The organism is Rhodocytophaga aerolata, from assembly GCF_030503435.1.
Classification (GTDB): Bacteria; Bacteroidota; Bacteroidia; order Cytophagales; family 172606-1; genus Rhodocytophaga; species Rhodocytophaga aerolata.
This window is the reverse complement of record NZ_JAUKPO010000010.1, coordinates 174,956-198,524: the sequence shown is the minus strand read 5'-3', so window position 1 is coordinate 198,524 and position 23,569 is coordinate 174,956. Positions and strand designations below refer to the sequence as shown.

The 23,569-nt window shown below is 44.3% G+C and carries 18 protein-coding genes; 12 read left to right on the top strand and 6 right to left on the bottom strand.

All coding sequences use genetic code 11. The annotated features are described in order from the left end of the window. Positions 1-68 precede the first annotated feature (68 nt). The 8 genes from Q0590_RS18345 to Q0590_RS18310 all read left to right on the top strand — a co-directional run bounded on the left by Q0590_RS18345 (position 69) and on the right by Q0590_RS18310 (position 12,036). The gene (locus Q0590_RS18345; RefSeq protein ID WP_302039041.1) at positions 69-3,110 is read left to right on the top strand and encodes a hybrid sensor histidine kinase/response regulator transcription factor; all 3,042 of its coding nucleotides are present in this window, start codon (positions 69-71) and stop codon (positions 3,108-3,110) included. 482 nt (positions 3,111-3,592) lie between these two features. Next, the gene (locus Q0590_RS18340) at positions 3,593-4,072 is read left to right on the top strand and encodes a hypothetical protein (RefSeq protein WP_302039040.1); all 480 of its coding nucleotides are present in this window, start codon (positions 3,593-3,595) and stop codon (positions 4,070-4,072) included. Positions 4,073-4,216: 144 nt separating this feature from the next. After that, positions 4,217-4,885, top strand: a complete 669-nt coding sequence (locus Q0590_RS18335; RefSeq protein ID WP_302039039.1) for a DinB family protein — start codon at positions 4,217-4,219, stop codon at positions 4,883-4,885. 57 nt (positions 4,886-4,942) lie between these two features. Next, complete coding sequence (locus tag Q0590_RS18330; protein WP_302039038.1) at positions 4,943-6,490, top strand: autotransporter outer membrane beta-barrel domain-containing protein; 1,548 nt, start codon at positions 4,943-4,945, stop codon at positions 6,488-6,490. Positions 6,491-6,549: 59 nt separating this feature from the next. Continuing rightward, complete coding sequence (locus Q0590_RS18325; RefSeq protein WP_302039037.1) at positions 6,550-8,139, top strand: autotransporter outer membrane beta-barrel domain-containing protein; 1,590 nt, start codon at positions 6,550-6,552, stop codon at positions 8,137-8,139. Between the two features lie 24 nt (positions 8,140-8,163). Further along, entirely contained in the window at positions 8,164-8,892 is a 729-nt protein-coding gene (locus Q0590_RS18320) for a T9SS type A sorting domain-containing protein (RefSeq protein WP_302039036.1), read from the top strand. Between the two features lie 42 nt (positions 8,893-8,934). Further along, positions 8,935-9,501 (top strand): nuclear transport factor 2 family protein, encoded by a 567-nt coding sequence (locus Q0590_RS18315; protein WP_302039035.1) that lies wholly within the window; start codon positions 8,935-8,937, stop codon positions 9,499-9,501. A 126-nt stretch (positions 9,502-9,627) separates the two neighbouring features. After that, entirely contained in the window at positions 9,628-12,036 is a 2,409-nt protein-coding gene (locus Q0590_RS18310) for a VWD domain-containing protein (protein ID WP_302039034.1), read from the top strand. Positions 12,037-12,123: 87 nt separating this feature from the next. Here the strand turns inward: Q0590_RS18310 and Q0590_RS18305 are convergent, their stop codons facing one another. The 6 genes from Q0590_RS18305 to Q0590_RS18280 all read right to left on the bottom strand — a co-directional run bounded on the left by Q0590_RS18305 (position 12,124) and on the right by Q0590_RS18280 (position 18,661). Then, on the bottom strand, positions 12,124-12,582 hold the full coding sequence (locus tag Q0590_RS18305) for a GNAT family N-acetyltransferase (protein ID WP_302039033.1): 459 nt from the start codon (positions 12,580-12,582) through the stop codon (positions 12,124-12,126). A gap of 123 nt (positions 12,583-12,705) precedes the next feature. Further along, on the bottom strand, positions 12,706-14,022 hold the full coding sequence (locus tag Q0590_RS18300) for a vanadium-dependent haloperoxidase (RefSeq protein WP_302039032.1): 1,317 nt from the start codon (positions 14,020-14,022) through the stop codon (positions 12,706-12,708). A gap of 317 nt (positions 14,023-14,339) precedes the next feature. Continuing rightward, a complete protein-coding gene (locus tag Q0590_RS18295; protein WP_302039031.1) occupies positions 14,340-15,323 on the bottom strand; it encodes a helix-turn-helix domain-containing protein in 984 nt (327 codons plus the stop codon). 152 nt (positions 15,324-15,475) lie between these two features. Continuing rightward, positions 15,476-16,483 (bottom strand): enoyl-CoA hydratase/isomerase family protein, encoded by a 1,008-nt coding sequence (locus tag Q0590_RS18290; protein ID WP_302039030.1) that lies wholly within the window; start codon positions 16,481-16,483, stop codon positions 15,476-15,478. Beyond that, complete coding sequence (locus tag Q0590_RS18285; protein ID WP_302039029.1) at positions 16,473-17,570, bottom strand: class I SAM-dependent methyltransferase; 1,098 nt, start codon at positions 17,568-17,570, stop codon at positions 16,473-16,475. Before Q0590_RS18285 ends, Q0590_RS18290 begins: the two co-directional genes overlap by 11 nt. A gap of 320 nt (positions 17,571-17,890) precedes the next feature. Continuing rightward, on the bottom strand, positions 17,891-18,661 hold the full coding sequence (locus Q0590_RS18280) for a MerR family transcriptional regulator (RefSeq protein ID WP_302039028.1): 771 nt from the start codon (positions 18,659-18,661) through the stop codon (positions 17,891-17,893). A 561-nt stretch (positions 18,662-19,222) separates the two neighbouring features. On the opposite strand from Q0590_RS18280, the gene Q0590_RS18275 reads away from it, so the two are divergent. The 4 genes from Q0590_RS18275 (at position 19,223) to Q0590_RS18260 (ending at position 23,548) form a co-directional block, all read left to right on the top strand. Beyond that, entirely contained in the window at positions 19,223-19,693 is a 471-nt protein-coding gene (locus tag Q0590_RS18275; protein WP_302039027.1) for a T9SS type A sorting domain-containing protein, read from the top strand. Between the two features lie 172 nt (positions 19,694-19,865). Then, a complete protein-coding gene (locus Q0590_RS18270) occupies positions 19,866-22,097 on the top strand; it encodes an alpha-galactosidase (RefSeq protein ID WP_302039026.1) in 2,232 nt (743 codons plus the stop codon). A gap of 48 nt (positions 22,098-22,145) precedes the next feature. Beyond that, a complete protein-coding gene (locus Q0590_RS18265; RefSeq protein WP_302039025.1) occupies positions 22,146-23,060 on the top strand; it encodes an SMP-30/gluconolactonase/LRE family protein in 915 nt (304 codons plus the stop codon). Positions 23,061-23,116: 56 nt separating this feature from the next. After that, a complete protein-coding gene (locus Q0590_RS18260; protein WP_302039024.1) occupies positions 23,117-23,548 on the top strand; it encodes a hypothetical protein in 432 nt (143 codons plus the stop codon). Positions 23,549-23,569 lie beyond the last annotated feature (21 nt).

The following is a 23,569-nucleotide window of genomic DNA, read 5'->3' as shown; positions in this document are numbered from 1 at the left end:
GATTGAATTACGTATGTACACAGTCATGAAAGAAACGTTTGTATTTACCGCCAGTACAAAATATGCCTGTGAAATTCTTATTCCATGTTATTGTTCTCTTCCTTGCCTGTCTTGCTAGTCCGGGTATAGCACAGCAAAAAACACTAGACAGCCTGCTCCATCAACTTCCGCAGGCAATGGATACGGCAAAAGTAACACTACTCAACCAGATCAGTAATCAATACGGGTTCGCCGACCCTGCCAAGGCAATCGAATATGCCGAACAAGCCGCCAGCTTAGCACAAAAGCTAAATTTCAGTAAAGGCAAGGCTGAGGCGTATCATTTTTTAGGAAGCGGAAATTATTACCAGAATAACTATACGCAGGCGATTCAATGGCATGAAAAAGCCTTGCAACTACATAAAGAATTAGGAAATTTAAAAGGCGAGCGGCTTGCCCTAATCAACCTTGGGTTAATCTATCATAAACAAAACAACTACCCTAAAACCCTGGAATATTATTTAAGGTCCTTGAAAATCAGTGAGCAGACTGGCGATGAAGCATTAATTGCTTCTGCACTCAACAACATGGCCAATATTTATGTGGAGCAGCAGGAGTACGACAAAGCTTTGGATTATTATTTGAAATCGCTTACCCTCCGCAAAAAAATATTTAAAGAAGGGCGGAAAGTGAGCCAGGTACTTAACAACATCGGAGATATTTACCTGAAAAAACAGCAATATCAACAGGCACTTACTTATTTTAATTTAGCTATGGAAGGCCTCACCGAGCAAGATAAAGATCAGAAAGGCATTGTTCTGGCCAATATTGGCATAACCTATGGAGGAGGAAAAGATGGCGGATTGGGTGACTATTCTAAAGCTCTACATTATTTGTCGGAAGCATTGCAACTCCATCAGGCAGCAGGCGATCAGTATCTAATGCCGTATACCTTGCAGTCACTTGCGTATGTGTATCAGCATACCAATAACCTGGATAAAAGTATAGCCACCGCCCGGCAGGCTTTAGCATTAGCGCAATCACTGGAAATTAAAAGTCTGATAGCAGACATATACCTGTTGCTTTCAGAGGTAGCAGAAAAACAAGGAAAGTATGAACAGGCTTACCAATACCACAAAAACTTTGTAGAAGCACAACATATCGTGCATAATGATGAAAAAACCCGCCAGATTGCCCAATTGCAAGCTAATTATGAACTAGACAAGAAGCAGACAGAAATTGAACTGCTGAAAAAAGACGGAGAGTTGCTCAAGAAAGATACGGAAAGAGCTACCCTGGTAAGAAACGGAATTGCGGCAGGTCTGCTAGCTACCTTACTTATAGCTGGCTTATTGCTTAGTCGCCAGCGGTTGAAAATCCGGCAAAACCGGCTATTGCTGGAAAAAAGTGCAGAAGTAGCCCAGAAGAACCAGCAACTGGAACAGCAAGCAGTTATATTGGAAAAGCAGGCTACCGCTTTAGCCCACCAAACAGAAAAACTGAAAGAACTGGATCAGGTGAAATCAACCTTTTTTGCCAATATTTCGCACGAATTCCGTACCCCGCTTACCCTTATCTTGAGCAACTTGCAGGATAAACTAGCCGGAGAGCAAAGCGGAGAATCGATACAAGTAAACTATAGTGAAATACGTATGATGCACCGCAATGCCAACCGCCTGTTGCAGCTCATTAACCAGTTACTGGATCTATCAAAAGTAGAATCGGGCAAGATGCACCTGGCACCTGTTAAGGGAGATCTGGCGCATTTTTTCCGGGTAATGGCTGGTTCTTTTTCCTCCCTGGCGCACAACCGGCAAATTGAATTTGACCTGCGGCTGCCTTACGCAGCTTTGCCTGCTTTTTTTGATGAAGATAAGCTGGAAAAAATTTTTATGAATCTGCTCTCCAATGCATTTAAGTTTACAGCAGATGGCGGAAAAATACACCTGGAGGTGCAGGTACATGGCCAGGAAGGTTCCGCTCCAAGCCTGGAAGTAGTGGTAGCAGATAACGGTGCAGGTATTGAGGCAGAAGGATTGGAAAAAGTATTTGAACGGTTTTACCAGGGAACTACCTACTACAGTGATGGACAAGGCACTGGCATTGGATTGGCTCTAACCAAAGAACTGGTAGACCTGCATCAGGGCAGCATCCAGGTAGAAAGTGAAAAAGGCAAAGGAGCCCGGTTTGTAGTACACCTGCCCTATACTCCGGCTACAGAAGAGGCGCTTAGCCAGCGTATAGAAAGCTACCCGGAAATAAGTATAGGCACTGATCAGCGGCCTGCCAGTGCTACAGTTGCGGTTTCTAACCCTGAGGAGCTAAATATAGGTTTACCAGCAGGAGAGGAGCGGCCTTTGGTATTAGTCGTGGAAGACAATGAAGATCTGCGCACCTATATCCGCACGAAACTGGAGGCTACTTACCGGGTAATTGAGAGTGAAAATGGATTAAAAGGCCTGGAAAAAGCCAGAGTCACCATGCCCGACCTGATCATCAGCGACTGGATGATGCCCGATATGGATGGCCTTCAACTATGCAGCATTGTTAAAACAGAAGAATGCACCTGTCATATTCCGGTTATTCTACTGACAGCTTTGTCTGCAACAGCAAGCAAACTTACCGGGCTGGAGAAGGGAGCAGACGAATACCTCACCAAACCTTTTGATGTGCGGGAGCTGGAGATACGGGCAAAAAACCTGATAGATAACCGGCAAAAACTCCGGCAGCACTATAGTAAAAAAATACTGCTGCAACCTATCAACATAGAAGTTACTTCTACCGATGAGAAATTTCTGCAACGGGCCATGCAAATTGCCGAATCTCATTTAGGAGATTCCACATTTGGAGCAGAAGCCTTTAGCCATGAAATAGGCATGAGCCGCATGCAATTACACCGCAAACTAACCGCCTTAACCGGACAATCTACCACCGACTTTCTGCGTACGCTGCGTCTGAAAAGAGCCGTAAAATTACTGGAGGGCCATACGGGCAATATCACCGAAATAGCTTATGAAGTTGGTTTCAATAATCTCTCCTATTTTGCCAAATGTTTCCGCGAACAGTATGGCCGCTCACCGAACGAATATATAGCAGCTTACCAGGCTACCGACAGCTTCGCTACACGCTAGATAACTTCTTAGCCTAGCTTCCTTTGGCATAGGTAGTCCTCACGGCTAATGAGTTTTGATTTTCCTCTTGCTTTATCAGCCTGCTTCCATACGTTTTGTACAACAGCTCGTCCACTTGCTGAGGTGGACAAGCTGTTGCTATTTTCCCTAGAGTTCCTTTCCTTCCTATCCTGTCAGTTACTTTTTACTGGAATAGCCACAAACCGTAAAAATTCAATTTCTTATTTTGTAAATTTTTTAGCTTGTTATATTCAATAATAGTGAATTATGAATATTTAATTAGATTATTTAAATAAAAATCAAGCATGTTACATTTGTGTTCAAAGTTGTTACATCTGTGTTAGCCAAAAAGCCCTCTGCCAACCTACTTTTGCAACGTCTTCAACAGACAAAAAACTTGGCAAGACATTCCCCGGATATGTAAAAAGTACAATTATTCACTAAATAAAAAAGCTAATACAAACCCACAAATTAAAACAACTATGAAAACAACAAACAATGCACAAATGCACCTGTCAACAGTAGTAAGCCTGCGTGGCCTGATTATAATATTCGTCATTTTTACATCCATGCTTATGAGCTGCAAGAAGGACGAGGGCGAATCGGTTAATCCACAAGAACGAATTCCCTTTCTGGGTTCTTATAAAGTGATTGATAAAAACAACAATAATGGGGAAGGAGCTTTTCAGTTTAAACTGGAAGTACAATCTTCTTCCAAAGGGGAAGATAAAGTGGAGTTAAAAGGATTCAGATATGTAAACAATGGGGTGGTTGCCCGCATCAAGGGGAATAAAATGTACATTTCCCAGGTTTTAGAAGATAGTGATGAAAAAGTAGAAATCAGTGGCGAAGGCGCACTGGATGGCGATACCCTAACCTATACCTATGTGTTGAAGCACAAAAAAACAGGAAAACCAGAAAGAGTATTTGAAAACTCAGCTACGGCTACCAGATTAGAGTAAGAAGTCCCTACGTGCTTGCTGCTAGCGCACGATCCCGGCTAAGATATTGCTTGAGAACAATGCTTTAGTAGCAAGCTCCACTCTGTTTTTATTTCCTGTACATATAGGAAAATCTCTCACCCCCTTCTTTTACAAAAATACCACATGAAAATTTTATTAGTAACCCTCTCCTGGGCAGGGATGGTATGGCTTTGCTTTGCCTGCCACCATAGCCTTGCCCAGACCTCTGCTGCTGAACCCTCTCAAAGCAATGCAAGCCAGTGGGCAAAAGAAGAACGCCGGCAGTTACTGAAGCTGCTGTCAGATTCGCGGCAATTGCTACTGGATGAGCTAATGCATATAACAGTTGCCCAGTGGACATTTAAACCATCGCCTGACAAATGGTCTATTGCGGAAGTGGTAGAACACCTGGGCTTACAACAGGATGCATATTACCGCGAACTGTCCGTTGTAACCTTGATGCCACCTATGCCCCAGTACCAGGAACAGGTGAAAGGCTTAGACGACAAGATTCTGCAATACACCCATCAGGAAAAAAAAGACCAGGCTCCCTGGCTGTTGGAACCCATGGGAAGGTGGTGCAGCCAGGAAAAAGCCATAGCGCAGTTTGTGCGGAGCCACAGCAAAATCATCGGGTTTATTGAAGCAACAGATGCAGATTTTCGCAGTCACTTTACCTTCAGGCAATACACCGAAGGCTCTCTATGGAATATCCGGGATCTGCACCAGCTCATGCTGACCAATGTCGCCCACACCCAAAGGCATGTAAACCAGATCCGGAATATTAAAAAAATGGCTCAATTTCCAAAGTAAACTAGTAATCAAGCAGAATCTTTTTTATCGTCAAAATCTATCAACTATTATAAAATCATGTTTACTCGAAAAAATCTTATTTGCTTTATTTTATTTGTCTTTTTCTCTACCACAAGTTGGGCGCAGTATAATATAGCAGTTAACAAATCAGTGGTAGATTCTGATGAATTAAGAGGGACTTATAATAGTTTCTTTGGCCTGGGTATAGGTTGGAAATATACTACCGGCAGTTACAACACTTTTATGGGTGGACAAGCTGGTGCTTCTAATAAAAGCGGCCACCGCAACACCTTTTTAGGTGTATATGCTGGCTTTGCGAATACTACCGGTAACCGAAATGTGTTTCTTGGGGTAAGTGCTGGTCGCCTTAACACATGGGGCGTCTCCAATACCTTCGTGGGAACTGATGCTGGTTACAGTAACCAAAGTGGTTCAGGGCTGACCTTCCTTGGTGAATCAGCCGGCTTCAGAAACTCTACTGGAAAAGAGAACACGTTTTTAGGTGGCTGGGCCGGGCAGGAGAATACTTACGGCAGCTACAACACCTTCACGGGCTACGGAGCCGGGCAGAAGAACTCCTCAGGCAACGCCAACTCTTTCTTCGGCCAACAAGCCGGCCGTTACAACACCACCGGTAGTATGAATGCCTTTATGGGCGCACAAGCAGGCCTTAGTAACTCTACCGGCCACAACAACGCTTTCTTTGGTTACAAAGCCGGGCAAGCCAACACCACCGGCCATAGCAACATCTTCCTTGGTCCGGTGGCCGGCTACAGCAATAAGAGCGGCCACGACAACATCTTCATTGGCCGGGAGGCCGGAGAAGCCAATATTGGTGATAGTTATAGTGGTAACCAAAACTTGTTTATCGGCAGCCAGGCCGGGGAAAAGAATACCGGAAGTGATAATATGTATTTGGGTCACCAGACTGGGATGAGTGCTACCGGTGTGAATGGCAACACATTTGTGGGGAGCAAAGCGGGCATGAATAATACTACCGGTTATGAAAACACCTTCATTGGTTGGGAGGCTGGAGTCAACAATAAAACCGGTAGCGCCAATACTTTTCTGGGACCGTGGGCTGGCTATGCAAACGAGACCGGAGCGCATAACGTGTTTATAGGCTACAATGCAGGCTTTTTCGAAAAGGGCTCCAACAAACTCTACATTGCCCATGATGGCACTACTACTCCGCTACTCTACGGAGAATTCGACAACAAAAAACTCACCGTGAATGGCTGGCTGGGCATTGATACTAAAAACTCAGAAGGCGGCTACAAGCTCTCAGTCAATGGAGGCATCCGGGCCAAGAGCATCAAAGTAGAAACTAGCTGGGCTGATTTTGTCTTTGCTGATAATTATAAACTGCGTCCTCTATCAGAAGTAGAAAGCTTCATCAAAACCCACAAACACCTGCCGGATGTACCTTCTGAAGCACAAGTAACTAAAGAAGGTGTAGACTTAGGACCGATGCAAGCTACCCTGCTGCAAAAAATAGAAGAGCTTACTTTGTATCTGCTTGAAATGAAGAGAAAGCAAGATTTGCTAAATACAAAAGTAGAAAAGTTAGAATTCGAAAATGCGCGACTCAAAGGGCAACGCTAATCATATCTTTAACCTTTTTCAAATACTCACCATCATAACTTAATCATTTACTTATATCTATGTTTACTCAAAAATATTTTATCCTATTCGTTTTATTAATTACTTATGCTACTGGTAGCTTAGCGCAGGACAATTTATCTATTTGGTATTCATCGGAAGATGATTACGTTAAGGGCTCTAATAACACTTTTTTCGGGGTTACTGGGGCAGGTTCAAATACTACTGGCAGTTATAACACAATGATTGGTGCACGAGCCGGAGATATAAACTCCAGTGGCTACCGCAACACCTTTTTGGGTGTATATGCTGGCTATAGGAATACTACCGGTAACCGTAATGTATTTCTTGGGGTAAGTGCCGGTCTCCGTAACACATGGGGTTTCTCCAATACCTTCGTGGGAACGGATGCTGGTTACAACAATCAAAGTGGCTCAGGCCTGACTTTTCTTGGTGAATCAGCCGGTTATAATAACACTACCGGCAAGGAAAACACGTTTCTGGGCGGCTGGGCCGGGCAGGATAATACGTATGGCAACAACAATACCTTCACAGGTTACGGAGCCGGTCAGAAGAACATTAGTGGCAATGCCAACTCCTTCTTCGGACAACAAGCCGGCCGTTACAACACCTCAGGCAGCATGAACACCTTTATGGGAGCAGAAGCGGGCCTTAGTAACTCTACCGGCCACAACAATGCTTTCTTTGGGTACAAAGCCGGACAAGCCAACACCACCGGTTACAGCAACGTCTTCATTGGTCCGGTTGCCGGCTACAGCAATAAGGGCGGCCACGACAACATCTTTATTGGCCGGGAGGCAGGAGAAGCCAACATTGGCAGTTATAGTGATTACTATGGCAACTACAACTTATTTATCGGTAGCCAGGCCGGAGAAAAGAATACTTGGGGAAGTGATAACGTGTACCTGGGGCACCAGACCGGAATGAGTGGCACTGATGCACACAACAACACATTTGTGGGCAGCAAAGCCGGGATGAATACTACTTATAGTGATGATAATACCTTTATTGGAAAGGCAGCCGGGATGAAAAATACTACCGGTTATGGAAACACTTTTATTGGTAGATTGGCAGGCTACAACCATAAAACTGGTGATAACAATACTTTTCTGGGATTAGGGGCTGGCTATGCAAACGAGACCGGAGCAAAGAACGTGTTTATAGGCTACTATGCAGGCTCTATTGAAAAGGGTTCCCACAAGCTCTACATCGCCAACAGTAACACAAATACGCCCCTGCTCTACGGGGAGTTCGATAACCAAAAACTGACTGTAAACGGCTGGCTAGGCGTGGGCACCACTAACAACAGTGGCGACTACAAACTCTCCGTGAATGGCAAAGTCAGGGCAAAGGGCATTACTGTGGAGACTAATTGGGCTGATTTTGTTTTTGCTGAGAATTACAAGTTACGCCCTCTTTCAGAAGTAGAAAGCTTTATTAAAGCAAACAAGCACTTACCTGATGTTCCCTCCGAAGCACAGGTGGCTAAAGAAGGGGTAGAACTTGGTTCTATGCAAGCTACTCTGCTGCAAAAAATTGAAGAGCTTACCCTGTATTTATTACAGGCGCATGAAGAAAGCAAGCAACTGCGTCAGGAAGTAGAGACTTTAAAAGCAGCTGTAAATAAATAAGCCATCTATCACATCGAAATCATTATGAAAAATTTTATTCTGTGTTTCCTCTGCCTGGTTTGTATACAGGCTCAAGGGCAAACTATTGGCAGCGATTCTGCCGGTGTTTCTCTAAACCAATCTATAGATGTACTGGTTATTACCAAAACTTTACTGGCTGCTCCGCTTACCGAAAAAAGTTTACCAGCCAATGCTTTAAGAAATGGCCAGTTAGAGTTCTCTACCTCCCAATATTATGCGCGAAAGATCCTGAAAACAGCAGGAGAAGTGCACTTGACAGCCGGAGACAATAAACATTTCAGGGCAGGGGAGGCCATTTTGCTGGAGCCTGGTTTTACAGTAGATGCGACAGCTGAATTTACTGCCGAGATTGCTGCCGTCGAAACTAGTAGTAAAGACATACCTGTGGCTTCTACACCACCCGCAGATACGCAGGAAAATGTATTGTCAAAAGCACGGATAGATATACAAGCTGACATAAAAAAACCTTCCACTGAAGCTGAATTCACCTTATTTCCTAATCCGGTATCTGAAAGGTTTTATATCCGCTACCAGCTCACCGAGGAAGCACCTGTTGCCGTCACACTTTTATCCATTACCGGGGCCGTAGTACAAGCCCTCCGCCCGGCAGAAGCACAGGCAGCAGGAACATACGAACTGGCTTTTACAGTAGGCGACGTACCCACCGGTATGTACCTGGTTTCTCTGGAAATCGGCAAACTGAAATTCACACAACGTCTGGTGGTGCAATAATTTTTAAAACAATTTTTACAGCAATACTCACTCATACAAAACATGAAAACACTTAAAATCTCCCTCTTTATAGGACTAATCGTAGGTTTTATGGCTTCTATCAGCATTATCGGATGCCAGAAAAACCTCCAGGCCGCTAAACAACCTGCCAGCTCCCTGGAAATGGAAAAAGAAGCCATCCGCAAAGTGATAGACCAGGAAACCACTTCCTATTACAAACAGGATTTTGACGCCTGGCAAAGCACGTACGTCAACGAACCCTACTTCCGCTATCATGGATATTGGGAAGGTTTTCCGGAAAAAGTAGTGTATTACAATGGCTTTGATTCGTTAAGGCAGATCAAGAAAAAGCAATTTGACGAAAACCGCACTGTATGGCAACAGTCCCGCATCGAACGCCGAAATGAAAATTTCCGGATCTATGGTGAGGTAGCCTGGTATACGTTTGAGGAGATTACCTATGATACAACCACAAACCAGTTACTAGGTACCTGTATGGGAGCCAGGCTGATGGAGAAGCATAACGGAGCATGGAAAATAGCGTATCTGGGCTTTCATTTCCTGCCTATAAAAGAAGATGCTTTACCACTAACAACCGGTAAGAAGTAAACAAGACTTTATCTTTATCTGCCTGCTGCTACAGCAGGCAGGTATTTCTATGCCCGTTTCATAAGATAGCCCCTCTTTAATCTCTCTAAACCCTTCCTACATTCTACATCTCAATTAATTTTTGTCATGGTACATCCTAGATTTCAACTTTTTTTCACCTTACAAAAGCAACTATCCATATTCCTTATCCTGCTGCCTGCTATTTTTACCAGCTGCAATAAAGACATAGAAGAGCCAGTAAACCCTAACCCCATTCCGGGTAGTAGCCAGCCCGATGTGTTCTTTATCACCTCAGTGGTTGGGAACGAAAATGATCTGGGGCTGATGATCAATGATCCTGTATCGGGCAAACAATTTGCTGCCTCTGGTCCAAAGAATGAACAGGGAAAACTGGATTCTATCTATTTCTTCATTGAATCTGAACCTGAAACGGGTAAATGGCTGGCTCATGAAATTAGTGAAGACTACACGCCGGTTAAAACCACTACTTCCACCGGACATACCCTGGAGTATACAGCTATTGACCCGGTTACAGAGACCGGCACTATTACCGTAACAGAAACCAATTCTGGCCATGTAGTATGGGAAGGGAATAATCTTAAGTTCGACCATACCTTTTTTGAAAACAGAGAACAAGCCCGGCAAAGAGGAGCCAATATCCGAAAGAGTAAAGGAGCCAGTGGCGCAGAAATGTTATATATCCTCAGCAGTATGGCCGGTTGTGGTCTGGGACTTGCCAGCTTGGGTGGAGGTCCGCTACTGGGCGCATTGGGAGTGTATAATACCTACAATAGCTGCAAATCGGCTAAGGATGCCCTGGAGAATTTGTATAGCGGAAAGCCGGCTTTTGGGTGTTTGGTTACCAAAGACCATCTGAATACGATGTCTGCTCTGGGTGAAACCTTGGCTTCCGGGGGAAGTTATGGTGCCCTGGCTACTGGCTTATTACCTACGTTGGTTAATTACGGGTCTCAGTATGCCGGTGCCGGAGATTGTGGGGACGATGATAACGATGATGGCAACAATGGCAACTCAAATGGAGAAGATGGCCAGAATGGGAATGGCAGCAACGGAGGCGGCTTGTGGGAAGATTTGTTTGGAGGTGGCGGAAAAAGCTGGGGCGATCCGCATCTGAGCACCCCTGATGGATTGCTGTATGATTTTCATGGCTATGGCGAATTTATATTTACTAAATCCATGCAAGATAATTTTGAAGTACAGGTACGGATGGGCAATCCTTACAGCACCACCTTGCAGGCCACACTCAATACCGGCCTTGCAATACAAACCGGAACCGATGTCGTATGCATTGTGGCAAATCCGCAGAAGTTATATATCAACAATGTAGCGCAGGAGTTAAATTTCGACATAATACCTTTAAAAGAAGGGGCAGGCATTAAACGGGAAATAGATAAAACGTATCAGGTACTCACTATCCGGAGCAAAAAAGGCGATCTGGTGAAAGTGCGCCTGGACGGAGGGTATTATTTTGATTTTGAAGTAACAATAAACGAAAGCCGCAAAGGCCATGTGCAGGGCTTATTAGGAAATTACGATGGAGACAAAGGAAACGATCTGCAACTGAAAAGTGGAGAAAGAGTGGAGAAATCATTCTCGTCTATGTATCCCAGGTTTGCTGACAGCTGGCGGGTAGAGGCTGCTAACTCGTTGTTTTATTATGCAGCGGGTACAAATACAGAAACCTTTACCAAAAAAGATTTTCCCAAAGCACCCTTACATATTCCTAATGATAAACTAAAATGGGCGGAGAATATTTGTTTGCAGGCTGGTATTACCGAAGAACCTTTTTTGACCAATTGTACCTGTGATGTAGCCCTCACCGACGACCCGGCAATGGCTAAGTCTGCGGTATGGGAAGCCCAAAAACAGATAGAAAACAGCCTGCCGCCCATGGATATGAGTAAAATACAATTACAGGGAGAAGCCCAGGTAAGCGGAAATTTTATCCGGCTGACAAAGTATGAATTTTACCGATCGGGACAGGCATTTTACACCACCCCCTTAACTGGTGATTTTGAAACAGAGTTTACCTTCCGGATACCCTATAACAAGAATGGAAGTGGAGATGGCTTAGCCTTATTGATAGCCAAAGACATTCCTCAGCTGAGAAGTAACTCCTATCCTGGTAAGGATGGTAAATTAGGATATGAAGGTGTACCCGCATCGCTGGCTGTAGAATTCGATACATGGGCAGATGCCTCTAGTGATGAAAGTGGTAATCATATAGCCATTCATACCAATGGAAAAGAAGCGAACAGTACCAGTTATACAACCAGATTAGTATACAACAATAAGATAGTTCCTTTAGTAGATGGCTATTTCCACTCCGTAAAAGTCAGATACAAAAACAAAACTATAACGGTGTATTTAGATGGAGCACAGGTTTTGGAAAAAGAGGTAGACCTGGCAGAAAAACTGGGCCTGGAAGGTAAATGCTATGTAGGCATTACCTCCTCTACCAGCATTGCTTGTGGCATTCACAGCATCAGCGGCTGGTCAGTTAAGAATCTGTAAAAGTCAACAATAACCCTGTTATGTTTTCACTACCTAACAGGGTGCTTTTCTAGCCTACCCATAATTTTACTGTTTCTGTAGAGATACTTAAAGGTCCATACTCATCCGAATCATGTCGCGGCACTGCATACCATTTTCAAAAATAGGTTCGGGATAATGCCTGATAAAAAAATCACGGTCTATCCAGGTAATCCGGAAGCCACATTTCTGGTATAACATTAGTTGAGCGGCCCCAGGGTTACCGGTACCTATTTCCAGGGTTTTTATACCCAGCCCTTTGGCTTGTTCAATGGCATAAAGAATGAGTTTGTTGCCGATTCCTTTCCTCTGATAGGTTTCTTTTACAGCTATATTAACTATTTCCATCATTTCCGGGCGGGTACGGATCAGCACTAATACCCCAACAATTTCCGCTTCATACGAAGCAACAAAGCAAGTTCCGCGGGACAGGTATTCATCTACCAGCTTTCTGGAAGGATCTGCCAGCAGAAGTAAATCGTAGGGAGTTGCTTCCTGAGCAAGTAGTGGTCGTAGTTGAACGTTCATTGGTTGAGTTGATGGAAAACTTCAGGCAATATACAAAGGCAAGCTCCCTGGTCAAAGTTTCTGATTCTTTGCCAGGGAGCCTGCAAGTTTACATATACTCGTAAGCCAACACAGTTGAGGATCTTATTGCTGGCTGGTTTTCACCGGGCGGAGCTTATTTTCTACGATAAATTTGCCCACTTTATTGCCCAGGTCCTGGCCTGCTTCACAGGAGAAGCGGAAGTGAATACCTGCCATCACACGTGAATCGGCATTTTCATCAGCCGCCTGGCTGAAACTCTTGAAGCTGCGGGTAGACCCAGGTATTTCAGCTGTATTAGAGATCATGGTGAACTTTGTATTATCTCCTAATATCGCAGCTAACACAGTGGCACCTGCATTCCCTAAGGCACTATGGGTAGACGGATAATCCTGTACCGGCGGTGTAGGCATCAAAGGTTCCCAGCTCTGGTCGGCTACGGTTTGTCCGTTGCCATCGTTTTCAGCTGCCCGGATAGCAGTGTAGGGTCTCCAGAAATTGTAGTGGAATTTTGAATCCCAGCCGGCTGTATAAGAATCTGCCAAAGCCATGTTAAGTAAAGCGAACAAACGGGCTGTAGTGAGTAGATCCAGTTTTTTGCCGGAGATAGCTGAACGGGCCACCCGGTTCCAGCCTGCTTCTGAAAACTCATACCAGAACTTTGCATAGGAAGTTTGTTCGGCAGTGCGAGTCTGGCTGTTTAGTTGGCCTACACTTTTTATTTCATTGTAATCCTGGGTATATACCTCACTAGTGAGGCTAGGCTGGGGGGTACTGCGGAATTGTTCCGGGCTTTGCAGGCCAAAAGGTTGCATGGTTTTCCAGAAGGGAGCAAAGATAATGTCGAAGGGTGGAACAGCCTGGTAAACACCTGGTTCAGTAGAAGGCTCAATAGCACCAAAAGGATCTGCAAAAGCTCCATCGTTTTGGCGGAGGGCCAGAATGGCATTGGCAGCTTCTACACCAAGTGCCAGTCCATGTGCTTTAGGCTGGCCTTCCGGAATACCTGCCAGCGATTGTTGCAGCCTGGCATCTAAGTCCGCTTTTTTATCCGGGAAATGAGCCACTAATACCCGGTGAGCGGCTGAGGCAGCTGCACTAATTGGTTCAGCCTGGTAGTCTTTGGTTTGCAGGGCATATGTTTCGAACGCCGGGCCTATGGCATTTAAAGCATCGTGCATAGCAATGTGTACCATGGCATTTACCCGGGAAGCCAGTAAAGAGTGCTGATAGGTAGCTCCACCCATTGCATCAAAGGCGGCTATGTTCCAATCCAGGATTACCTGGTTGGAAATCCCTTTGAAATACTTTTTCTCCGGTTTGGGGCCTTCCGCATAATCCGGAGTAATGTCTTTAAACTTGTTGCAGGCAAACAGAATCGTAATTGCCATTAGCAGGGCAAATAAGTTTGTTGTTTTCATAAAATGTGTGTTGTTGTTTGATGATACAAATTTGCAACCCGGAAGCCTGAAACCGGATATGAAAAAAGGAGTATGATGTATGAGAAAAGTATTATCCGAAAAAATGAAAGCGTTGTATTTAGTATTCATCTGTTGGCAACAAGCACATAGGAAGATATGTGAATAAATGGTTGATAAATAGTATGTTATTTGATAATACTTAGCCGATTAGTTAATGGATAAGCGTGGGTGAGGGTAGAGCTGATGAAGCTAAAAAGCCGGAAAATTACAATAAGAACTATTGTAATTTTCCGGCTGCTGCCAGATACTATGCTGGTTTAAATATGTGCTATGTATTCTTCTTTCTCCACAAAAAAAGCAGGCGAATATCCATATTTCCGTTTAAATGCTGCACTAAAATTATTGTAATGATTGTATCCGAGCCTTTCGGCAATATCCATAACCTCTGTATGGCGGTCAAGCAGCAGTTGTTTGGCATAAGCCATTTTCTTATCGTCAATAAACTTCATAACCGGCATGCCAAATAATTTTTTGAATCCGTATTTCAGCTTAAATGTGTTGATGCCAAATTCTTTTACAATCGCATCCAGCGAAAGGTCGTCCAGGTAATGCAGTTCCAGGTATTCTTTAATGGCATGCAGCACTTCTATATCACGTTTGTGCAATTTAGTATCAATAGTGGGTAATGCTTTGCCGGTTGGCTGCCGGAAGCTCATGATCTGGTGTATAAATAACATACGTATCAGCAATTCTTTGTACATCTTTGCGACTGACCCGCTATACGGACAGTGAAGCAGCTGAAAGAGCGTATCCCAGATAACCGGATTCATTTTTTTACTGTCATGCAGGGTCACATAAGGTTCTTTGTCTTTTATCAGTTGTTGCCAGCGTTCTTCGGGTATGTCGTTTCCTAAAAGTTTATCGGCCAATGCCTCCGGCGTAATTTTAATAGACATATCCTGCAGGTATTTGTTCTTTCCTACAACATATTGCGATTTAAAATCGGGTAAATAATTAAGAGAATGGTGTTTTTCAGGTATCTGGGCAGCCGGGTAATCAGCAAAGTTCGAACTTCCTTTAATCTGAAAGAACAGGCATATAAAAGGAAATTGCTTGTCTACTTCAAACCGGATGCTTTCTTCTCTGGTTTGAATTTCGTTTTTTGTTATACAATACCATTCGCCTTTCTCTATTTCTACTTTCAGTTCACCAATTTCTGGTTGCTGAAAATAGATAGAAGCCGAGTTGGTGGACTGTAAAGCTTGATTTACGGTAAATTCAATCTCTTCTTTTGTTTTCATAAGGTATGCAAGTTCTGTTTTGTACGTGTTGGAATAACCGGTCTTTTAATTTCTTCAGAAGATGTTTTATCGTTCTTTCAGCAACTAATCGCCGAAGCGTTACGCACAAACCTGTTAGATTTTGTAAACCTAACAGGTTTCTAGGTGTGTAATCATTCCCTGAAAAAAGGGATGGATTCATACACTGGCGTACGTTTTTGTGTGAATGCCTGAAGCCCTTCTCTTCCTTCCGGATGGTTGGCGCTGTAGACAATAGCCTGTTGCTCGGCAACTAATTGTTCTTTCAAACTGCGGTCAAATGTATCATTCATCAATAGTTTAACCTGCCCTATAGCATGCACGGCCTTTAGAGATAACTCCTGTGCAAAGGCCTCTGCCCCAGGGTAAATGGATTTATCTTCCAGAACCATGGTTACCAGCCCCAGCGATTGCGCTGCTTGTGCAGAAATAGGTTTGTCGAGCATTATAATCTCTAATGCTTTACCCATGCCTACCAGGCGAGGCAGGGTATACGTTCCACTAGCCGGCAATGTAAGACCGTAGGAGGTATTGGAAGCTTTCATATAGGCATTTTCTGCCATTAAGCGGATATCGCAGGCCAATGCCAGAAATAGTCCGGCACCTGCTGCAGGCCCGTTAAGGGCAGCTATAACCGGCTTTGGCATATTTCTAATCACTTCAATGCACTCATGGAGAATGGTTGTTAGTGCCTGAAATGAATCGCCGGGCTGTTCTGGATTGGCTTGTAAGGCAAATGTTAAATCGCCCCCTGAGCAAAAGGCCCGTCCTGTGCCAGTAAGGATTACTACCCGGATGGCAGGGTCTTCGGCTGCTTTTTTTACCTGTTCAAGCAAGGCCTGGGCCATCTGCATATCCATTGCATTCAATACCTGTGGCCGGTTAAGAAAAATAGTCAGTGTATGCTTGTTTCTTTCTGTAATAATAGAATCTGCGGCAAGAGGAGGGGATGTTCTGCCATCAGTAGCTGGTACCTTTGCCGGATGTATGGCTGTTTCTGGTCTGTTAAGCCATGTAACAAGTTTTTTGCTCACTGCAACCAGGCGGCCTGCCAGTATTGCAAGGAAATACCCTACAGTCTGGGAAATAATTTTGTTCATATGCATAAGCTGAGTATGGAAAGGAATCCGTTCAGATTCCATATACTTTTGGGTAGGTAATTTCTTTTTTTACGATGTAATAACAGTTCTGCGCATCATGGGGCAGGCGTTTTACGGACATGTGTTTAAACCCTGCTTCTTTCAGCAATTGCTCTGCCTTTTCGGTGCCCCACATGGTACCCAGGGCCATTCCGTCCTGTGCCAGCGAAACAGTCATGCAGTGCATACAGGAAACTGTATACAAAAACGTGCCTAAGGGATGGTGTAGATTGTTGTGCAGATGGCTGGAACCGTCAATGTCCTGCATCAGAAAGGTACCATCTTGTTTGAGTGACTGATAAATCATCGCTAGTACTTGATCTGGCCGGGCCTGGTCGTGTATGGCATCAAAGGCAGTAATCAGGTCAAACGGCTGGTCGGGTGCAAAATGAGTCAGGTCCCGTTGTTGGAAAGTAACATTGGTCAATCCGGCTTTATGAGCTTCAGCCCTGGCAACTTCAAGAGGCTCCAGACATAAATCATAGCCGGTAAAGCGGCTTTTGGGGAATGTTTTAGCTAGCAGATTCAGTGCCCGGCCGCTGCCGCAGCCTACATCCATTACCTCTATTCCTTTTTCTAACGAGGCCGTTAGTCCGGGAGCCAGCGGAAGAATCTGGTCTATGAGTGAACTAAGTACACTTTGGCCGCTGTCTTCCGCCATTACTTCATGGAAACGCGAATACTTGGCGTACGGCACGCCACCCCCATTTTTGAAGCAATTGAGAATATCATTTTCTACTGTGGCCAGCACTGGTATGTATTGAGCAAACACCGCCAGGTTATCCGACCCGGACGAACGCATAAGAAAAGCTGCACGACTGGCAGGCAGGTGATATTGCCCGGTTTCTGGGGTATAGTCTATAATTTCTCCGGTAACCATGGCTCCAAGCCATTCCCGCACATATCTTTCCTGCAAACCGGTGGCAGCAGCAATTTCCACACTGGTAGCCGGTGGCATTGTTCCCATCTGATCAAATAAACCGGCCTGGTGGCCCACGGATATCATTAAGGTGAGTGCTGCCTGGTTATAGGTGTGGAGGAGCGTTCCGGCAAAATCCTGAGTAGCGGTTGGCATTTCTAGGGTACACATAGGGAATACAAGTTTTAAGTGAATGCGTATAAAAGGTGACATGAAAAAATGATGAACAGCCTCTGGTAGAAGTAATCAGAATGGCTGTCCTTCTATGCTTGCAAAGGTATTGGCCAGGTGCTTTTGTAAGAAAATAAAGAGGTAGACAGGAAGTGGACAGTGACAAAAATGCAAGTAGATACCAAGTGGATATTCCTGAAAAAGAGTCAATTGCTGTGGATAATATACTTTGTAAATGCTAACCGGAAGGTACTTTATAAACAAGCATGCCCGGAGAATCCTTCTCCGGGCATGGGTAGTCATTAGCAAATACAGGCTGTTTATGTCAAAGAATTTTTGGCAAAGTAGCCCATGGCTTTACTCATAAACAAAGCATATTCCGGTTGAGCTTGTCCGTCAACCAAGGTAAACCGCTCGTCGGAAACATATAACTGGCCAAGGCCTTCATAGGCTTCTGCCTGCGGGTCTGCGGAGTTAGCGGTGCCCCAGAATTGGCGGATAATGGCATAATGCCGGGCTATCAGCTTTTGTACCGGTTCACTTTCGGGATTTTGCTGCCGCATGGCAAAAAGGGTAGAAGCAATCTCCTTACTCTCCTCTTTCAGTTTGGCAAAGTCTGCTTTGCTGAGTTGCCGCAGGTAGTTTTCAGAGGTTGCCAGGGCATCGGCCCCATATTTGGCGGACGCTTCGTTGCGGTAGGCTTCTGCCGTTTCTTTGGGCAGGCCTTCGTATAATTCTTCTGGTGTTAGCATTGTGTTGTTTTTTACATGTGAAATAGTTTTGTCAAGCGTTTGCAGCAAGGTAGATAATCTGTTGCGGCGGGCTTCCAGGGCTGTTTTGTGTTGTTCCAGCGCTTTCAACTTGTCGAAACCAGGCTTATCTAAGATGCGTCCGATTTCGTGCAGGCTAAAATCCAGTTCTTTGTACAACAGTATTTGCTGAAGCCGCAGCAGTTGCTCCCTCCCATATAACCGGTACCTGGCCTCGGTACGGATGGCCGGTTTTAGTAGCCCTATCTGGTCGTAGAGATGAAGCGTGCGCACACTTACACCTGCTAACCGGGAGAGCTGTTTTACAGAATATCTTTCCATAAGCTGCTGTTATTGATTACCTATGCAAACATACACTATGACGTAAGGTAAGAGTCAAGTCTTTTTTTTAGAAAATTTTTTGAAGTTAATTCTGTAGCAAAAAATGCTCTTCTGAATTCCGGGCATCTACCTATTAGAACATAGTACTCCCTTTCTTTTTATCAATCCATGTACAGTGTATGCTTAACCAAGATACCATTTGCCAGGCATAACTTGCCCGTGGAACTAGCCGGAGACATATTGCAGGCACTCTGTTAAGGCCAACACCAATAAAAATGGGTATGGGATAAATGGATGTTTTACATTCCACGCGTCACTCACACGGGGTGCGTATAGTAGACTGTTACTTTTCTGCGTGTGCACAGATGAGTTTTGTTTACATTCATTGCCACCTTATTGTCTACTCCCAAGGTGTCTGCTGTGTACCTGCTGTCTACCTGAAAAAATAGGAATGGCTGCCGGTTGCCACTAGTTTTGTGCCCATGGATTTACAAGAAATAATACACCTGTTCCTCTTGTAATCCTGCTATTTATATACACCAATAAACACCCTTCTACCCCATGAACACTGTTCTTTTCCGCTTCTGCAGAAATGGTTTCTGTAAAGCACTTCTATTAGCTGTACTGGCCGGTACACTCCCGGCAAATGAAAGTATCGCCATGCCTGGCACGTTAGCAACGGCGCTTATTCCAACTGAAAACACAGGTTCCCCCAGCCATTTACAAGCCCTGAGTTACTCCTTTCCGGGTAGTTTTACGATAGCTGTACATCTGGAAAATCCTCAACTAGAAAAAGTATATATTCTTATACTGGACAAGCACAATCAGGTGGTTTATAGAAAGAATCTGGGCAAGACGGCCACCTATGTAAGCAAGTTAAATGTAAAAAATTTGCCCAACGGCAGCTATAGGATTATGGTTAAAAGTCCTACCCATACCTATACGAGGGAGTTTTCTTTGCAAACCCTGACCAGGCGAACCATTACCGTAGCGCATCCCAATGAAATGCAGCTACCACAAGAGGCTATGTAATAGCCTCTTTTTTTGTGGAAATACCAAAGCTTTTAGAAACAGATAGGCTTATCCTCATTACCGGGTACTCCAATTTTTTCCACATAAAGTATCAAACAATCCCAACTAACTTGTAATTTGCCTGATTCAAGGAAATATAGAACAACCTCCATTCAAGTTAACCTGGTTTTGTATGAAATATACCTTTGCCGGTAGGTGTACTTTTGCCTTTTTGGTTAAAGTAACAGCCGTACTGTCTCCCCTAATGAGTCTATGCCTGATTGGGGCGTATGCCCAGTCTTCTACCGTTATTCCTATCGAAACACAGCATTATGGCCTGGCGTTAGGTGTGGATGCAGATAAACGGGTAGGTATACTTTATTTTGGTACCAAGCTGAACAATGCTTCTGAATACCAATATGCACCGGCCATGTACCGCCAAGGAGATGATTATTCGGGTATATTAAATGCTGCCTATACGCCCAGTGGTTCCCGCAACCTGGTAGAGCCTGCCATCTGGGTAACGCATGCCGATGGCAATACTTCTCTGGATCTTCAATACGTAAGCCACCAGGTGCAAAAAACCGACAACAATGTATCTACCACTAACATCCTGCTCCGCGATCCGGTGTATGCATTGGAGGTTATGCTCTATTATAAAGTTTATGCGCAAGAAAATGTGATTGAGCAGTGGTCGGTGATAAAGAACAACGAAAAAGGCAATGTAACCTTGCATAAATATGCCTCGGCAAATCTGTATATGAAGGCAAATAGCTACTGGCTGAAACATTACCACGGCGACTGGGCCAAAGAAATGCAACCAGAAGAAATCCGCCTGACTTCTGGCATCAAAGTACTGGACACCAAACTAGGTACCAGGGCTAACTTGTATCAGCCGCCAACCTTTATGGTATCTTTAGATAAAGCCGCCTCCGAAGACGAAGGCCGCGTACTGTTTGGCTCCGTAGAATGGTCGGGCAATTTCCGGGTAGATCTGGAAGTAGACCCGCTGAACAACCTGCGCATTATTGCCGGAATCAATCCGCATGCGTCTGCTTATACCTTAGGCAAGGGCCAGGAATTTACAACACCCATGTTTGTGTATACGTATTCTGATAAGGGCAAGGGGGAAGCCAGCCGCAACATGCACCGCTGGGCCCGTAAATACAAAATAATGAACGGCAACGGTTCCCGCCTTACCTTGCTCAACAACTGGGAAGCTACCTATTTCGACTTCAACGAACCCAAACTGGCCGAACTCATCAAAGACACCAAAAAACTGGGCGTAGATATGTTTCTACTGGATGATGGCTGGTTTGCCAACAAATATCCCCGCAACAGCGACAAAGCCGGCCTGGGCGACTGGCAGGAGAATGTGCAGAAACTGCCGCATGGCATTGGCTACCTGGTGAAAGAAGCCCAGAATAATCAGGTAAAATTCGGCATCTGGGTAGAGCCCGAAATGGTGAATCCCAAAAGTGAATTGTATGAAAAACATCCGGATTGGGTCATTCGTGAACCGCAGCGGCCAGAGCACCTCTACCGCAACCAGCTGGTGCTGGACCTAAGCAACCCCAAAGTGCAGGATTTTGTGTTTGGCGTACTGGATAATATTCTTACGAAAAATCCGGATGTGGCTTTTTTCAAGTGGGATTGTAATGCCGTAATCTACAATGCCCACTCTGCCTACCTGAAAGACAAACAGTCGCATCTGTATGTAGAGTATGTAAAAGGCCTGTATAAAGTGCTGCAACGCTTCCGGGCCAAGTATCCGGATATGCCTATGATGCTGTGTTCTGGTGGGGGAGGCCGTGTAGATTATGCGGCTCTGCAATATTTTACGGAATTCTGGCTCAGCGACAATACTGATCCGCTGGAACGCATTTTTATTCAGTGGGAGTATTCGTATTTCTTCCCGGCCATTTCGCACGACAATCACGTAACCGACTGGGGTAAGCAACCCATTAAATTCCGCACCGACGTAGCCATGATGGGCAAACTGGGTTTCGATATTGTGGTAAGTGAACTGAAGCCAGAGGACCTTAAATTCTGCCAGAATGCTGTGAGTACCTATAAATCTATTAGTGAAGTGGTATGGCATGGAGATTTGTACCGCTTGGCCAGTCCGCAGGAAAATGATTTTGCTTCCCTGATGTATGTAAATGAAGCCAAAGACCGGGCGGTGATGTTTAGTTACCTGGTATCCAACAGGTATGGCGATGGCAGTTTGTCGCCGGTAAAACTTGGTGGCCTGCACCCGGATAAAAAATACACCGTAAAGGAAATTAACCTGTATCCTAACACCAAAACAACCATTTCTGGCGAAACCAGTTATTCTGGCAACTACTTGATGACGATTGGTTTTAATCCCGGGGTGAATGCCCGCCGGACGAGTGTTATTCTGGAAATTACGGAAGTTCAGTAGCTACTTTTACTCATACTTATCTATCTACCCTAACTTTAAACACATTTTATGAAAAACCCTTTCACCCCTATACGAAGCCTGATCTTGTTGTTGCTGGTTAGCCTATCTATAACTACCTATAGCCAGGAGCTGAGTTCCTTGGTAGCTGGAGAAGCTACTCCCAAGCTGGTATCCAGCCAGTTCAGTTTTACAGAAGGCCCGGCAGTAGATAAGCAAGGCAATGTATACTTTACCGACCAGCCCAATAATAAGATATGGAAGTATAGTACCGATGGAAAATTGTCTGTGTTTCTGGATAAAGCCGGCCGCTCCAATGGCATGTTTTTCGACAAGCAAGGCAACCTGATTACGTGTGCAGATGAGAAAAATGAACTCTGGTCTATCAGCCCAAAAGGCCAGGTGACGGTGTTGTTAAAAGACTATCAAGGGCACACATTCAATGGGCCAAATGACCTATGGATTGACCCAAAAGGCGGCATTTACTTCACTGATCCGTATTTTCAAAGGGAGTATTGGGAGCGGAAAAGCCCTGATCCAGGAATGAACGGAGAAAAGCTTTATTATTTAGCTAAAGGCAAAAAAGAGCCGGTTTTAGTGGATATGGAAATAAAAAAACCCAATGGACTTATTGGCACCCCGGATGGGAAATACTTATATGTAGCCGATATGGGCAACAAAGCTATATTCAGATATGATATTGGTGCCAACGGAAGCCTCACTAACCGCCAGCCATTTGCCGAAGAAGTAATCGACGGCATGACTATCGATACGCAAGGCAACATTTATATGGCCGGAAAAGGTGTAAGTATATATAACCCGAAAGGCGAAAAGATTGGCCAGATTGAGGTGCCTGCCAAATGGACAGCCAATGTGTGTTTCGGAGGCAAAAACCGCGATATGCTGTTTATTACGGCCTCTGAATCTGTCTTCGTTTTGCCGATGAAAGTAAAAGGAGCATATTAAGTAGATATTACTTTAGCATAGGTATAATAAGCTTCACTATTGCAATATTTTTGAAAATGAGATGGGTGAACAGAAATATTTCTGCACTACTAGGTCTGCTTGTGTTAGTGGATTGCGCTCCATCAAATAAAAACAGATATCAAAGGTTTGATAAAGTAAGCTTTTGCGATTTACCAGCCCACCTAAATAAAGTTGTTTACATTGAAGGAATTTTCAGTGGATCTAATAAAGATTATATGTTTCTTGGTTCAAATAAAGAGAACTGTAAAAATTTGCCACCCTTATGCCTTGATATTAAAAACTTTAATCAGCAACCAAAAGATGTTAAAGATAAATATAGTACGGTGATTCACAATCCCCAAACTATGTATTTGTTGATTAAAGGAGTAGGTAAATATATATCAGATGCTAAATGCGGTCATTTATTTACTCATAATCATGCATTTGTCTTTCAGAAAATAATTAGTATGGAGATAGTTAAAAAGTAGCTACAACCAAATTGCTATTCA

Excerpts from the sequence above, each read along its gene's own strand:
- Q0590_RS18315 (WP_302039035.1), top strand. The coding sequence starts at position 8,935 with ATGAAAACACTTAAAATCTCCCTCTTTATAGGACTAATCGTAGGTTTT.
- Q0590_RS18265 (WP_302039025.1), top strand. The coding sequence starts at position 22,146 with ATGAAAAACCCTTTCACCCCTATACGAAGCCTGATCTTGTTGTTGCTG.
- Q0590_RS18340 (WP_302039040.1), top strand. The coding sequence starts at position 3,593 with ATGAAAACAACAAACAATGCACAAATGCACCTGTCAACAGTAGTAAGC.
- Q0590_RS18325 (WP_302039037.1), top strand. The coding sequence starts at position 6,550 with ATGTTTACTCAAAAATATTTTATCCTATTCGTTTTATTAATTACTTAT.
- Q0590_RS18320 (WP_302039036.1), top strand. The coding sequence starts at position 8,164 with ATGAAAAATTTTATTCTGTGTTTCCTCTGCCTGGTTTGTATACAGGCT.
- Q0590_RS18270 (WP_302039026.1), top strand. The coding sequence starts at position 19,866 with ATGAAATATACCTTTGCCGGTAGGTGTACTTTTGCCTTTTTGGTTAAA.
- Q0590_RS18285 (WP_302039029.1), bottom strand. The coding sequence starts at position 17,570 with ATGTGTACCCTAGAAATGCCAACCGCTACTCAGGATTTTGCCGGAACG.
- Q0590_RS18305 (WP_302039033.1), bottom strand. The coding sequence starts at position 12,582 with ATGAACGTTCAACTACGACCACTACTTGCTCAGGAAGCAACTCCCTAC.
- Q0590_RS18300 (WP_302039032.1), bottom strand. The coding sequence starts at position 14,022 with ATGAAAACAACAAACTTATTTGCCCTGCTAATGGCAATTACGATTCTG.
- Q0590_RS18260 (WP_302039024.1), top strand. The coding sequence starts at position 23,117 with ATGAGATGGGTGAACAGAAATATTTCTGCACTACTAGGTCTGCTTGTG.
- Q0590_RS18335 (WP_302039039.1), top strand. The coding sequence starts at position 4,217 with ATGAAAATTTTATTAGTAACCCTCTCCTGGGCAGGGATGGTATGGCTT.
- Q0590_RS18330 (WP_302039038.1), top strand. The coding sequence starts at position 4,943 with ATGTTTACTCGAAAAAATCTTATTTGCTTTATTTTATTTGTCTTTTTC.
- Q0590_RS18275 (WP_302039027.1), top strand. The coding sequence starts at position 19,223 with ATGAACACTGTTCTTTTCCGCTTCTGCAGAAATGGTTTCTGTAAAGCA.
- Q0590_RS18310 (WP_302039034.1), top strand. The coding sequence starts at position 9,628 with ATGGTACATCCTAGATTTCAACTTTTTTTCACCTTACAAAAGCAACTA.
- Q0590_RS18295 (WP_302039031.1), bottom strand. The coding sequence starts at position 15,323 with ATGAAAACAAAAGAAGAGATTGAATTTACCGTAAATCAAGCTTTACAG.
- Q0590_RS18290 (WP_302039030.1), bottom strand. The coding sequence starts at position 16,483 with ATGGAATCTGAACGGATTCCTTTCCATACTCAGCTTATGCATATGAAC.
- Q0590_RS18280 (WP_302039028.1), bottom strand. The coding sequence starts at position 18,661 with ATGGAAAGATATTCTGTAAAACAGCTCTCCCGGTTAGCAGGTGTAAGT.